Origin of the sequence: Nocardia wallacei (genome assembly GCF_029868745.1) — a bacterium.
Classification (GTDB): domain Bacteria; phylum Actinomycetota; class Actinomycetes; order Mycobacteriales; family Mycobacteriaceae; genus Nocardia; species Nocardia wallacei_B.
Map to the genome: position 1 here is coordinate 67,197 of NZ_JARWOP010000137.1, position 13,233 is coordinate 80,429.

A 13,233-nucleotide genomic window follows, 5' to 3' on the forward strand; every position below is an offset into this window, starting at 1 on the left:
CCCCTATCCTTCTGGGTATCGGGGCGGGTCCGCTTGTCGAGGTTCCTGCACGAGTAGGTGAGAGGAACTTCTATGGTCCGCAGGCTACCCGCGGAGCCCGAGCACCGGCCGGTGGCGCCGGGCAACGAGCGCTGGCCTGTGGCCGAACCGGACGAGGACTGGAACGCCCGCCGCGCCCCGCGGAGCGAACCCGACGACGACTACTGGGATCAGCAGCCCGGTCGCCCGCCCGCACCGCCCGCCGACGACGGCCGCTACGCGCCGGAAGCCGAGGCGGGCCAGGATCGCTGGGAGGCCGCGCGGAACCGGCGGCGCGCCCAGGCGCCCGAATCCGAGGACGAGTACTGGGAGGGCCCGCCGAACCGGCGCCGCGCCGATCCCGAGGACGAGGAACGCTGGGACAACACCCAGAGCAGGCGGCGGACGGGACGATTACGGGTCGAGGTTCCGCCGATCGTCAATCCGTACTCGATCATCGCGCTGATCGCGGCGCTGCTCGGGCTGTTTCCGGTGGCGCTGGTGTTCGGGCTCATCTCGTTCGGTCATCCGCGCGGGCGGGCGATGGCCATGTTCGCGCTGCTGATCGGGATTCTCGAGGTCGTGGTCCTCGCCGGGGTGCTGGTGCTGAGCGGAGTGACGGTGCCGCGCACCGTCTTACGTAGCGACCCGACACCGGCGTCGGCCACCACGGTCGTCACCGTCACGGCCGCACCCACTTCGGCGCCCGCGCTCACCACGACCGTCGCCGCGGCCCCGGCTCCGGCCGCACCGCCCGCCGTCGCCAAGGGGGAGGCGTGCACCCAGGCCGATGCCGGTCGCATCGGCTCGGGGTCCGACGGCGGCACCCTGCTGTGCCTGCGCGGCGGCAGCGGATACCGCTGGGCCGGCCCGTACACGGTGACGACGGCCGTGCACGAGGGCGGAACGAAATGCATCCCCGGCACCGACACCACCGCCCGCACCACCGACGGCCACGCTCTAGTCTGCGAGGGACGGGGGTCGGGAACCTGGTCGCTGTGGGTCGAGTGACCTGTCGATTCGAGAACGGAGGATGTCGATGGCCGAACGAGTGGCCGTAGTTTCCGGAGCCGCGCGCGGGATCGGCGCGGCGATCGCCACCCGGCTCGCCGCCGACGGCATGCGGGTCGGCGTGCTGGACCTGGACGCCGCGAACTGCGCCGACACCGTGCGGACGATCACCGAGGCCGGCGGCCGGGCCGTCGCGCTCGGGGCGGATGTCTCCGACGAGGCGGCCGTGGCGGCGGCGGTCGAGCAGCTGGAGCGGGAACTGGGCGCGCCGACCGTGGTGGTCAACAACGCCGGAGTGCTGCGTGACAACCTGCTGTTCAAGATGAGCGTCGACGACTGGGACACGGTGCTGGGCGTGCACCTGCGCGGCGCCTTCCTGCTGACCCGGGCGGTCCAGAAATACATGGTGGACGCCAAGTGGGGGCGCATCGTGAACCTGTCGAGCACCTCGGCGCTGGGCAACCGCGGTCAGGCCAACTACTCCGCGGCCAAGGCGGGCATGCAGGGCTTCACCAAGACGCTGGCGTTCGAACTGGGCAAGTTCGGCATCACCGCCAACGCGATCGCGCCCGGCTTCATCGTGACGGATATGACCGCAGCCACCGCGGCCCGCGTCGGCGTCTCCTTCGAGGACTTCCAGCAGGCCAACGCCGCGGCCATCCCGGTGCAGCGGGTGGGCCGCCCGGAGGATATCGCGCACACCGCGTCGTTCCTGGTCAGCGAGGGCGCGGGATTCGTTTCCGGCCAGGTGATCTACGTCGCCGGCGGGCCCAAGGACTGAATCCGGGACGCCCCGCGGGTAGCGTCGCGTGACATGAACCGACGGGCGGTTCGTCGTGTCGTGACGAGCTACTTACTGCTGTTGCCGAGTCTGGTGGGGGTGGGCTGCTTCCTGCTGCTGCCGATCGTGGTGGTGGCGTGGCTGAGCCTGCACAGCTGGAACCTGCTGGGGCCCATGGAGTTCGCGGGACTGCGGAACTGGCGGTCGGTGCTGTCGGATCGGGAGTTCGGGCACGCGCTGCTGGTGACGCTGGCGCTGACGGCGATCGTGGTGCCGGCGCAGACCGTGCTCGGCTTCGCGGTCGCGGCGCCGCTGGCCCGGCGGCGGGGCGGGGCGGTGCTGCGGGTGGTGTACGCGCTGCCGTGGATGTGCGCGCCGGTCGCGGTGGGCGTGGTGTGGCAGTGGCTGTTCGCGCCGACGGACGGCGCGCTGAACGCGGTGCTGGGGCGGCGGGTGGAATGGCTGTCCGACCCGGCGCTGGCCCTGCCTTCCGTTGCGGCGGTGAGCATCTGGATGAATTTCGGGTACGTGGCGTTGTTCTTCGTGGCCGGGATCCGGGCCATTCCTCGCGACATCCTGGAGGCCGGGGCGCTGGACGGCGCGACGGGCTGGCGGCGGACGCGCTGGCTGGTGCTGCCGCTGCTGCGGCCCACCATGTTCTTCGTCCTGGTCACCGGCGTGCTGACGGCGTTCCAGACCTTCGACACCGTGTACGCCCTGACCGGCGGCGGGCCGGGCGATCGCACCGAGGTGGTGGCGATGCGGATGTTCACCGAGGCGTTCGGCGCGGCGCGGCCGGGGCGGGCGGCGGTGATGGCGCTGGTGGTCTTCGCGGTGATGTTCGCGATCACGCTGGTGCAGCACCGCTACTTTCGGAACAGGACCACCTATGAGTACTGAAAACTCGCGTGGACCGACCGAGGCGGTGCGCACCGGCGTCGTCTATCTCGCGTTGTGCGCGGGTGCGCTGCTGACCGTCGCACCGCTGGTGCTCAGTGCGCTCACCGCCGTGAAGACGCCCGGCCGGTTCGCCGCGGACTCGCCGCTCGCGCCGCCGAATCCGGTGACGGCGGACAACTTCCGGACCGTGCTCGATCAGGGCGGGCTGGGCCGGGCCGCGGTGGTGACCGCGCTGATGACCGTGTTCATCACCGGCGGCCAGCTGATCACCTCGGTCCTCGCGGCATACGCCTTCGCGCGCACCGAGTTCCGGGGCCGCGAGGTGCTGTTCTGGATCTACCTGGGCACCATGATGGTGCCGCCGATGGTCACGCTGATCCCGCTGTATCTGATGTTCGCGAAGCTGGGGTGGCTGAATACGTTCTGGGCGTTGGTGTTGCCGTTCGTGTTCGGGTCGCCCTACGCGATATTCCTACTGCGCCAGTACTTTCGGACCATTCCCGAAGAGTTGCTCGGCGCCGCACGGCTCGACGGCGCGAATACCGTGGATCTGCTGGTGCACGTGGTGGTGCCGATGAGCCGGCCGATCCTGGCCACCTTGACGCTGATCACGATCGTCACGCAGTGGAACAACTTCATGTGGCCCCTGGTGGCGAGCAGCGGCCCCACCTGGCGGGTGCTGACCGTGGCGACGGCGAATTTGCAGACGCAGTACAACGCGCAGTGGACGCTGGTGCTGGCCGCCACGACGCTGGCGATCGTGCCGCTCGTGGTGCTGTTCCTGGTGTTCCAGCGCCAGGTGTTGCGGTCGATCGCGTGGACGGGGCTGAAATGAAGACCTCCACGCGGGTACTGTTCGGGATCGCGCTGAGCGTGGTGCTGCTGGTCGCGGCGGCGCTGTGGCTGGGGCGCGCCGACGACGGCTCGGGTCGCACCGTGCTCCGGTTGCGCATCTGGGACGAGCAGTTCGTTGCCCCGTACCGGGAGTCCCTGGCCACCTTCGAGCGCGCCAACCCCGATCTCGAGCTGCGGATCACGGTGGTGCCGTGGGCTTCCTATCAGCAGAAGCTGCGCTTGGACGTGGCCGGTGGCACCGCCGACGACCTGTTCTGGACGAATCAGTACGAGGATTACGCCGACGCGGGGCGTCTCGTCGATGTCGGTGCGGCGCTGGGCCCGGACGCGGCGCGGCAGTGGGATCCGGCGGCAGTCACCCAGTACACCCGGAGCGGAAAGCTCTGGGCCGTACCGCAATTCGTGGACGGCGGCACGGCGGTCTTCTACAACCGGGAGCTGCTCGCGGCGGCGGGCGTGGACCCCGCGGAGCTGGACGCGGTGCGCTGGGGATCCGGGAACGACGATACGTTCCGGCCGCTGCTGCGCCGCCTGTCCGCCGTCGCGCCGTGGGCGTACAACGCGGCCAACGACTTCCAGTCGATCGAACTGCCCTATCTCGGGTCGGCGGGCGGACAGTTCCAGCGCGACGATCGCTTCGTGTTCGACAGCCCGCAGGGCGCCGCGGCCTTCACCTACCTGACCCGCTTGGTCGCCGACGGCCTCGCCCCCTCGGCCGCCGATACCGAGACCGACAGCGACTTCGCGAAAAACGCCTTCCTGCAAGGGAAGCTGGCATTGTTTCAGTCCGGGACCTACAACCTGGCGCAGATCGCCCGGCAGGCCCCCTTCGGCTGGGGCATCGCGATGCTGCCGCGCGGGCCGGTCGGCCGGGTGAGCACGAACAACGCCATCGGTGTCGCGGGCAATGCCGCGAGCGCGCATCCCGACGCCGTGCGCCGGGCGCTGGCCTGGCTGGGCGGTGCGGGCAACCGCTATCTCGTGCAGGACGGCGCTACTGTCCCGGCGGTGGTCGCCGATCAACAGATCTACCGAGACTACTGGGCCGCCAAGGGAATCGACGTCTCGCCGTTCTTCGACGTGCTGGCGGGTCCGCGCATATCCTCCGGCGGGGGCCCGGGTTTCACCGCCGCGCTGGAAGCCATTCAAAACATGTTCGGCGAGATGTTCCTCGGCCGGATTCCGGTGCCGGAAGCGCTCGCTCGCGCCCGCGCCGCGGGGGAGGCCGCGGTCAGATCCCGCTGATGTCGACCAGTGGGGTGCGAGGCGCGAATTTGGGTTTGCGGGCCTGGCCGGAGATCTCCAGGAGGCGGACGGCCCGATACCGGTGCGGGCGCAGCGGTTCCAGGTATTCGATCATGGCGGCGTCGTCGATCGCGTGGCCGAGCAGGGTCCAGCCGACGATGGCGGCCAGGTGGAAATCGCCCACCGACAACGCGTCCGGATCGCCGAAGGCGCGCTGCGCGATCTCGGCGGCCGTCCACACGCCGATCCCGGGGACCGCGCACAGCCGCCGCGCGGCCGCGGCATGGTCCATCGCGGCGGCCTGCTCCAGCTTGTCGGCCATCCGCGCGGCGAGCACGATCGTCTTGGCCCGCTGCGGGTCGACATTGGCGCGGTGATAGGTCCACGACGGCAGGTAGCGCCAGGTTTCGGCGTCCGGGGCCACCCGCATCGGCGCGGGAGTGGGACCGGGAGCCGGGTCGCCGTGCGCCCACACCAGTTTGCGCCAGGACGCCCGCGCCGAGACCGTGTGCACCCGCTGCTCGAGCACCGAGGGCACCAGCGTCTCGAACACCAGGCCGGTGCGCAGCATCCGCAACCCCGGGAAGCGGCGGTGCGCCTCGGCGATCTTCGGGTGTTCCGGCGCGAAGCCGCCGAGGTCCTCGTCGAGGCACAGCATGTGCGGCAGCCGATCGAGGAACTCCGCGGCGCCCGCACCCCACGCGCGGGCCGCCACCGCGCACGGCCCGGCCTGGACCAGCCGGTAGGTGACCGGGCCCGTCGGCATCCGGGACGCGTGCCAGTGCGCTCCGTCCGCGGTCTCCCGATGGCAGGGGTCGCCGGGGCCGCGCCGCAGCGGCGCCACGGTGTGCGCCAGATCGATCGGGCGGTCCGCGGTCACCGTGCGCGCCGCGCCGTCGATCTCCGTTGCCACCGGGACATTGTGGCCCCGGTCCGGTTCCGGCGGCACACCGGGCCCGTCACAGAAAAGTGAGGTGCGCCATATGAGGTTTCGTGACATCCACTACTGGGGATAGCAGCGCACCATGACTGACCAGTAGCTTGTAACGGGACTATCACATACGGCGATCTCGATACCGATTGATCACACAGGCAATCGGTCGGCATATGCCGCGACGGAGGTTTCAATGATCACCAATGTTCTGAATTGGCTACTCAACGCCTGGGGCGGCGTATCCGCCGGCAGCTCCGGCTACCAGATCCCGCCGGGCACCCTGCCGTTCGGCAGCTGAGCCCGCACCACCCGCGCCTACCGAAAAGTCATCGCCCCGTGAGGAATTGGGCGAGGTGGCGGCCGGTCCGACCGGCCAGCTGAGCGGCCTGGGTGCGGCAGGAGAATCCGTCGGCGAGGAATGGCGTGGCGGAGTCGGCGGTACGGAGGGCGGGCAGGAGTCCGTTCTCCGCGACCGCCACCGATATGTCGTAATGGCCCGACTGCATGCCGAAGTTTCCGGCAAGTCCACAGCAACCCGTGATTTCGGTGACCTCGGCGCCGGCTCGGCGCAGTATGCGGCGGTCGGCGTCGAAACCGGTGACCGCGTGCTGATGACAGTGCGACTGCACCAGAACTCGCTCTCCGGAGCGGTCGGGCGGCTGCCAGCCGGGCTGCTGTTCGAGGAATTCGGCGAGCGTGCGGACCGCGGCGGCGGTGGCCGCCGCGCGCGGATCGCCGGGTAGCAGTTCCACCAGGTCCGAGCGCAGGACCGCGGTGCACGAGGGTTCCAGTCCGACCACGACGCCACCGGCGCGGACGTGCTCGTCGAGGGCGGTCAGCGTGGCGCGCAACCGCTTTCGGGCGCCGTCGAGCTGGCCGGTGCTGATCCAGGTGAGCCCGCAGCAGACCCGGCGGCGGGGAATTCGCACCCGATGGCCCAGTGATTCGATCAGTTGCACAGCGGCCCAGGCGATCTCGGGTTCGAACGCGTCGGTGAAGGTGTCGATCCACAGCATCACCTCCGGTGTGCCGTGGGCACTCGGCGCGTCGCTGGTCTCGGCGGTCCGTTCCGCCCACATCGCACGAAAGCTCTTGTCCGCCAATCGCGGCACTTCGCGGCGCGGATCGATGCCGACCGCGCGCAGGCCCGGACGGCGGAGCGGCCCGAGTCCGCTCACGGCACTGAACAGGCGCGGCATGCGGGTGCCCAGCGCCAGCCAGCTCGGCAGCCGGCCCAGGACATAGTGATCGAGCGGACGCGGGCGGTGCCGGTAGCGGCGGTGCAGCACCTCTGATTTGTAGGTGGCCATATCGACCCCGGCCGGGCAGTCCGATCCGCAGGCCTTGCAGGACAGGCACAGGTCCAGCGACTCCGCGACCGCGGCCGACCGCCAGTCCAGTGCGCCGCGCACGACCTCCTGGAGTACTCGGGCCCGGCCCCGGGTGCTGTCCTTCTCGTCGGCGGTCGCCAGATACGACGGGCACATGAAGCCGCCGGTGGCTCGGGTGTCCGCGCGGCACTTGCCGATTCCGACGCAGCGATGGACGGCGGCGCCCAGCTCGCCGTCCGCGAGGAAGGCGAAACCGCCCCGCGGGGGAACCGGCGGCACGCCCGTCACGCGCAGGTCCGCGTCGATCGGCTCGGGCCGCACCAGCACGCCGGGGTTGAGGACGCCGTCCGGGTCGAACAGCGCCTTGAACTCGGCGAACGCGGCCAGCGCGGCGGGAGAGTACATGCGCGCCAGCAGTTCCGAGCGCGCTCGTCCGTCGCCGTGTTCCCCCGACAGCGAGCCGCCGAAACGCACCACCCGGTCGGCGGCGTCCTCGAGGAAGGCCCGGAACCGTTGCGGCGCATCGGCGATCGGCAGATCCAGGCGCACGTGGATGCAGCCGTCGCCGATGTGCCCGTACAGCAGGCCGTCCACCCCGTGCGCGCGCTGCAACTCCTCGAAGTCACGCAGGTAGTCGCCGAGCCGCTCGGGCGGCACCGCGGCGTCCTCCCAGCCCGGCCACGCCGGTTTGCCGTCCGGGGTGCGCCCGGCCAGTCCCGCGCCGTCGGCCCGGATTCGCCACAGTCGCGCCGCCTCTTCCTGATTCGTGACGATCCGGCTGTCCAGCGCGTTCGCTGCCGCGCACAGCGCCGTGGCCCGGTCCCGCGCCTCGTCGGCGGTGTCACCGGCGAATTCGACGAACAGCCAGCCGCCGCCGGCCGGTAACTCGGGAACCCGGCCGCGGTGCGCGCGCACCACGTCGACCAGCTTCGCGTCGATGCCCTCCACGGCGATCGGCGCGCCCGCCATGACCGCGCCGACATCGTCCGCGGCCGTGGGCATGTCGGGGTAGCCGAGGACCACGAGCACGGTGGCCCGCGGCACCGGCACCAGCGCGACGGTGGCCTCCAGCAGCAGGCCGCAGGTGCCCTCGGTGCCGACGAACGCCTTGGCGGCCGACGAACCTCGTTCCGGCAGTAGATGTTCCAGCGCGTAGCCGGAGGCCTGCCGCTCGAACCTGCCGAATTCGGTGCGGATCAGCGCGAGCCGGGCACGTCCGAACTCGGCGAGGCCGGGCACCGTCGCCAGGCCGTCGGCCAGCGTCCGCTCGGCGCCGGCGCCATCGAGAATCCGCAAGGCGCGCACGGTGTCCGAGGTCCGGCCCCAGGCGACCGCGCGCGGCCCGCAGGCGTTGTTGCCGATCATCCCGCCCAGCGTGCAGCGGTTCTGAGTGGACGGGTCGGGACCGAACCGCAGTCCGTGCGCCGCGCCGCGCCGTTGCAACGCCGCCAGCACGACTCCCGGTTGTACTCGCGCCCAGCGGTTCTCGGCGTCGACCTCGAGCACGGCGTGCATGTGCCTGCTGAAGTCGAGGACCAGTCCGGCGCCGATGGCGTTGCCCGCCACCGAGGTGCCCGCACCGCGCGCGGTGACCGGCAGCCCCTCGGCGCGGGCGAACTCCAGCGCCGCCGCCACGTCTTCGTCGCGGCGGGGATACACCACGGCGGCGGGGAGCACGCGGTAGTTCGAGGCGTCGGAGGAGTACTCCGCCCGGCGGCGTTCGGAGTCGTCGACCTCGCCGCCGATCCGGTCGCGCAGCGCCTGCACCCACGAGTCGGTCATATCGCCACACTATTCCCGGGGCGCGCGCGGCGGCCGGTCCTGCGGCGCGAGCCCGTTTTGCCTGTTTCGGTCGTGGCCTACGCTGCTGTTCCGGCCTCGGGCGTCTATCGAGAGCGGGAGAGCGGAGGAGCGATGTCGAGCGAGAACGCGCCGAGCGGCCGGAAACGGGACGCGGCCGCGACCAGGGCGGCCATCCTGACGGCCGCCCAGGAGCTGTTCGCCGAGCGCGGGTACGAGCGCGCCACGGTGCGCGACATCGCGGCGCGCGCCGGGGTGAACCAGGCCCTGCTGTTCCGCTACTTCGGCAGCAAGGACGACCTGTTCCGCGCCGCGATCGCCGACCGCGGGCGGCGGGTGCTGGCGGACGGACCGGTCGACGGGCTGCTGGCACGGTTGCTGGCGCGCTCCCTGACCCCGGCCGATACGACGACACAGGGGTACTGGTTGCAGGCCGCGTTGCGCTCCGGCGGACACGATGAGGGCGCTTCGGCCATCCGCAGGGAACTGGGCGAGGAGTACATCCGGGCGCTGTCCGAACTCACCGACGAACCCGACGGCGCGCTGCGCGCCGACCTGCTGCTGTCCTGGCTGTTGGGCATCGGGCTGATGCGGTCCGTGCACCGCCGCGAGCCGCTGGCCAGTGCCGATCCGGCCGATATCGCCCGGCACGTGCTGCGCGCCGCGCACGCGCTACTGCCCGGCGTGGATACGAATTTCCCACCGGCGTAAGGAGATTGGCACCGTTGACGCGGAATGTGAGATCCCTTACCTTAGGTAAGTAAGCGAGCGCTTACATCGGTGGGCGACCCACCGGCGTCGGGGAAGGGAGAACGCATGACCGTGCCGACCGAGGTCCGCCGATACCCGTTCGGTGAGCCCGTCCGTCTCGACATGCATCCGCTGATGACGAAACTTCAGCGGGAGGAACCGGTTTCGCGCATCCGGCTGCCCTACGGCGGCGAGGGCTGGCTGGTCACCCGCTACGACGACGTCAAACTGGTGCTCGCCGACCGGCGGTTCAGCCGCGCCGCCGCCGCGGACCGCGAGGACGTCCCGCGCACCACGCCGGTGCCGGCCCGCTCGGATTCGCTGCTCAGCATGGATCCGCCCGAACACAGCAGGCTGCGCAAGCTGGTCGTGAAGGCGTTCACCGGCCGCCGGGTCGAGCAGTTGCGCCCGCGCACGCAGGAGATCGTGACGGAGCGGCTGGCGGCGCTGGAACGGTCCGGCGCACCGGCCGACCTGGTCCAGCACGTCGCGTTGCCGCTGCCGGTCACCGTGATCTGCGAGATGCTCGGCGTGCCGCCGCGCGATCAGCACCGGTTCCGCGACTTCTCCGACATGATGCTGTCCACCACCGCCTACACCCGCGAGCAGATCACCGCCGGGCGCCTCGGATTCGAGGAGTATCTCGCCGAACTGATCGGACAGCGGCGCGCGCGGCCGACCGACGATCTGCTCGGCGCGCTGGTCACCGCCCGCGACAATGACGACCGGCTCAGTGAGAAGGAGCTGGTCAATCTGGGTATCACGCTGTTGATCGCGGGGCACGAGACGACCGCCAACCAGATCGCCAACTTCGTCTATCTGCTGCTCACCGAGCGGCGGTACTGGGAACTGCTGCAGGTCCGGCCGGATCTGCTGCCCGGCGCGGTCGAGGAACTGCTGCGCTTCGTGCAGTTGGGGGCGGGCGGCGCGTCGCCCCGGATCGCCACCGAGGACGTGCGGCTCGGCGAGGTGACCGTGCGGGCGGGCGAGGCGGTGTTCGTCAATACCCCGACGGCCAATCGCGACGAGTCCGTGTTCGACCGCGCCGACGAGCTGGACCTCACCCGCGCACACAATCCACACGTGGCCTTCGGGTACGGCGCCCACCACTGCCTCGGCGCGCAGCTGGCCCGCCTGGAGTTGCAGATCGCGATCGGCGCTCTGCTGCAACACTTTCCGACATTGCGGCTGGCGGTGCCGAGCGAGGCGGTGCCGTGGAAGTCCGGCCTCCTGGTGCGCGGCCCCAAGTCCCTCCCCGTCGCCTGGTAGGGCGAGCCCACTCTGCCGGCACCACATCCCGCTCCCCGCGCACCCTGCTGTGCGCACCCATCCCGCTCCCCGCCCTCCTCGCTGTGCGCTCCACAGCTACCCGCTGCCCGCACGTTCGCTGTGCGCTCCACAGCTATCCGCAGCCCGCCCTCCTCGCTGTGCGCTCCGCTGCTACCTGCTGCCCGCCCGCCTCGCTGTGCGCTCCGCAGCTACCCGCTGCCCGCCCTCGTTGCTGTGCGCTCCACTGCTTCCCGGTGCCCGCACGTTCGCTGTGCGCGAACTTCTGTGCGGGCGGGAAGGGTTGCTCTCAACCAATGTTGAGGTCTTAGTGTCGGTGCCCTCGGGTTGAATGGCCGGAGTGGAAGGAGTGGGCGGATGAGTATCGAGTCGGAGGCGTGGGGTCAGCTCTATCGGCAGGCGCACGCGCCGCAGGAACGGCGCGCGCTCAGCCGCGCCACGGCTCGGCGGATTCTGCGTTTCGCGGGGCCGCACCGGCCGCTGCTGATCGGGTTCCTGGTGTTCAGCGTGGTGTCGGCCGTGTTGTCGGTGGCCAATCCGGTGCTCGCCGGGCAGGTGGTCGACAAGATCGTCGGGCAGGCGGCCCCGGGTTCGGTGGCGCTGCTGGCGGCGGTGATCGGGGCGGTCGCGGTGGTCGACGCCGCGCTCGGCATCGTGATCCGGTGGCTGTCCTCCCGCATAGGTGAAGGCCTGATCCTGGACCTGCGCACGGCGGTGTTCGACCACGTCCAGCGGCTGCCCATCGCCTTCTTCACCCGCACCCGCACGGGCGCACTGGTCAGCCGCCTCAACAACGACGTGATCGGCGCCCAGCGGGCCTTCAGCACCACGCTGTCGGGCGTCGTCACCAATGTGGTGACACTGCTGCTCACGCTGGCGGTCATGGTGCGGCTGTCCTGGCAGATCACCCTGCTGGCGCTGGTCCTGTTGCCGCTGTTCATGATTCCCGCGCGGCGCATGGGGGTCCGGGTCGCCGCGATCCAGCGCGAGGCCGCGCAGCTCAACGCCGCGATGAGCACCCAGATGACCGAGCGGTTCTCCGCACCTGGCGCCACGCTGGTGAAACTGTTCGGCCGCCCGCACCAGGAGTCGGCCGAGTTCGCGACGCGGGCGGGCCGCGTGCGCGATATCGGCGTCCGCACCGCCATGCTGCAAACCGTCTTCGTCACGGCGCTGACGCTGGTGTCGGCGCTGGCCGTGGCGCTGGTGTACGGGCTCGGCGGCTGGTACGCCCTGCGCGGACAGCTCGACGCCGGTTCGGTGGTGGCGCTGTCGCTGCTGCTGACCCGCCTGTACACCCCGCTCACCGCGCTGGCCAGCGCCCGGGTCGACATCATGTCGGCGCTGGTGAGTTTCGAGCGCGTGTTCGAGGTGCTGGACCTGAAACCGCTGATCGAAGACGCTCCCGACGCGACATCGGTTCCGGCGGGCCCCGTCTCGGTGGAGTTCGAGGACGTGCACTTCGGCTATCCCTCGGCGGACAAGGTGTCGCTGGCCTCGCTCGAGGATGTCGCGACCCTCGACGGCCGCGGCGGAGTCGAGGTGCTGCACGGGATTTCGCTGCGCGCCGAGCCGGGGCAGACGATCGCGCTGGTCGGCTCGTCCGGCGCCGGGAAATCCACGATCGCCCAGCTGGTTTCGCGGCTGTACGACGTCGACTCCGGCGCGGTCCGCCTGAACGGCAGCGATGTGCGCGGGCTGACGGCCCGCTCCGTGCACGACACGGTCGGCCTGGTTACCCAGGACGGTCACCTGTTTCACGACACCATCCGCGCCAACCTGCTGCTGGCCCGCCCGGAGGCGGCCGAGAGCGACTTGTGGGACGCGTTGCGCCGGGCCCGGCTCCACGATCTGGTGGCCACACTGCCGGACGGGCTGGACACGGTGGTCGGCGAGCGCGGCTACCGGCTCTCGGGCGGCGAGCGCCAGCGCCTGACGATCGCGCGCCTGCTGTTGAAGCAGCCGCGGGTGGTGATCCTGGACGAGGCCACCGCCTCACTGGACTCGACCTCGGAGGCGGCCGTGCAGGAAGCGCTGACGGAGGCGCTGGACGGCAAGACGGCGCTGGTGATCGCCCACCGCCTGTCCACCGTCCGCAATGCCGACCAGATCCTGGTCCTGGAGGACGGCCGCATCGTCGAGCGCGGCACACACGCCACCCTGCTCGCCGCCGGCGGCCGCTACAGCGAGCTCTACCGCACCCAGTTCGCCGACGACCCGGAACCGGTGGCCGCCTAGGGCTGTCGAGGCCGCGCGCCCGGCGAACAGGGCCGCTGCGAGGGGCGAACCGGCCCCGCCGCGGTATGAGGAGAGGTGCGGGG

Annotated in this window: 10 protein-coding genes; 8 read left to right on the forward strand and 2 right to left on the reverse strand. The window is 71.0% G+C overall.

The features are described from left to right. Positions 1 to 72 precede the first annotated feature (72 nt). Genes QH470_RS11445 through QH470_RS11465 form a run of 5 tightly spaced genes read left to right on the forward strand, consistent with a single transcriptional unit; the run spans position 73 to position 4,810 of the window. Positions 73 to 1,029, forward strand: coding sequence for a DUF4190 domain-containing protein (locus QH470_RS11445; RefSeq protein ID WP_280272286.1), 957 nt, complete (start codon positions 73 to 75; stop codon positions 1,027 to 1,029). 28 nt (positions 1,030 to 1,057) lie between these two features. Continuing rightward, positions 1,058 to 1,810 carry a 3-oxoacyl-ACP reductase FabG gene (fabG, locus tag QH470_RS11450; RefSeq protein ID WP_400180687.1) on the forward strand — a complete coding sequence of 251 codons (753 nt, stop codon included), beginning with the start codon at positions 1,058 to 1,060 and terminating at the stop codon, positions 1,808 to 1,810. A gap of 33 nt (positions 1,811 to 1,843) precedes the next feature. Next, positions 1,844 to 2,710, forward strand: coding sequence for a carbohydrate ABC transporter permease (locus QH470_RS11455; protein WP_280272288.1), 867 nt, complete (start codon positions 1,844 to 1,846; stop codon positions 2,708 to 2,710). Next, positions 2,700 to 3,545, forward strand: a complete 846-nt coding sequence (locus QH470_RS11460; protein WP_280272289.1) for a carbohydrate ABC transporter permease — start codon at positions 2,700 to 2,702, stop codon at positions 3,543 to 3,545. Before QH470_RS11455 ends, QH470_RS11460 begins: the two co-directional genes overlap by 11 nt. Beyond that, the gene (locus QH470_RS11465; RefSeq protein WP_280272290.1) at positions 3,542 to 4,810 is read left to right on the forward strand and encodes an extracellular solute-binding protein; all 1,269 of its coding nucleotides are present in this window, start codon (positions 3,542 to 3,544) and stop codon (positions 4,808 to 4,810) included. The genes QH470_RS11460 and QH470_RS11465 overlap by 4 nt, the downstream gene beginning before the upstream one ends. Here the strand turns inward: QH470_RS11465 and QH470_RS11470 are convergent. Together QH470_RS11470 and QH470_RS11475 are read right to left on the reverse strand one after the other, a co-directional pair. Further along, a complete protein-coding gene (locus tag QH470_RS11470; RefSeq protein WP_280272291.1) occupies positions 4,797 to 5,723 on the reverse strand; it encodes a DNA-3-methyladenine glycosylase family protein in 927 nt (308 codons plus the stop codon). The genes QH470_RS11465 and QH470_RS11470 overlap by 14 nt on opposite strands. 347 nt (positions 5,724 to 6,070) lie before the next feature. After that, the gene (locus tag QH470_RS11475; protein WP_280272292.1) at positions 6,071 to 8,857 is read right to left on the reverse strand and encodes an FAD-binding and (Fe-S)-binding domain-containing protein; all 2,787 of its coding nucleotides are present in this window, start codon (positions 8,855 to 8,857) and stop codon (positions 6,071 to 6,073) included. A gap of 132 nt (positions 8,858 to 8,989) precedes the next feature. Here QH470_RS11475 and QH470_RS11480 point away from each other — a divergent pair, with 132 nt between their 5' ends. From QH470_RS11480 to QH470_RS11490, 3 genes are all read left to right on the forward strand, one after another. Beyond that, positions 8,990 to 9,586: a TetR/AcrR family transcriptional regulator gene (locus QH470_RS11480; RefSeq protein WP_280272293.1), complete on the forward strand. Its 597-nt coding sequence runs from the start codon at positions 8,990 to 8,992 to the stop codon at positions 9,584 to 9,586. 105 nt (positions 9,587 to 9,691) lie between these two features. Further along, a complete protein-coding gene (locus QH470_RS11485; RefSeq protein WP_280272294.1) occupies positions 9,692 to 10,894 on the forward strand; it encodes a cytochrome P450 in 1,203 nt (400 codons plus the stop codon). A gap of 375 nt (positions 10,895 to 11,269) precedes the next feature. Continuing rightward, entirely contained in the window at positions 11,270 to 13,150 is a 1,881-nt protein-coding gene (locus QH470_RS11490; RefSeq protein WP_280272295.1) for an ABC transporter ATP-binding protein, read from the forward strand. The last annotated feature ends 83 nt before the right edge of the window (positions 13,151 to 13,233 follow it).

Excerpts from the sequence above, each read along its gene's own strand:
- QH470_RS11445 (WP_280272286.1), top strand. The coding sequence starts at position 73 with ATGGTCCGCAGGCTACCCGCGGAGCCCGAGCACCGGCCGGTGGCGCCG.
- fabG (WP_400180687.1), top strand. The coding sequence starts at position 1,058 with ATGGCCGAACGAGTGGCCGTAGTTTCCGGAGCCGCGCGCGGGATCGGC.
- QH470_RS11455 (WP_280272288.1), top strand. The coding sequence starts at position 1,844 with ATGAACCGACGGGCGGTTCGTCGTGTCGTGACGAGCTACTTACTGCTG.
- QH470_RS11460 (WP_280272289.1), top strand. The coding sequence starts at position 2,700 with ATGAGTACTGAAAACTCGCGTGGACCGACCGAGGCGGTGCGCACCGGC.
- QH470_RS11465 (WP_280272290.1), top strand. The coding sequence starts at position 3,542 with ATGAAGACCTCCACGCGGGTACTGTTCGGGATCGCGCTGAGCGTGGTG.
- QH470_RS11475 (WP_280272292.1), bottom strand. The coding sequence starts at position 8,857 with ATGACCGACTCGTGGGTGCAGGCGCTGCGCGACCGGATCGGCGGCGAG.
- QH470_RS11480 (WP_280272293.1), top strand. The coding sequence starts at position 8,990 with ATGTCGAGCGAGAACGCGCCGAGCGGCCGGAAACGGGACGCGGCCGCG.
- QH470_RS11485 (WP_280272294.1), top strand. The coding sequence starts at position 9,692 with ATGACCGTGCCGACCGAGGTCCGCCGATACCCGTTCGGTGAGCCCGTC.
- QH470_RS11490 (WP_280272295.1), top strand. The coding sequence starts at position 11,270 with ATGAGTATCGAGTCGGAGGCGTGGGGTCAGCTCTATCGGCAGGCGCAC.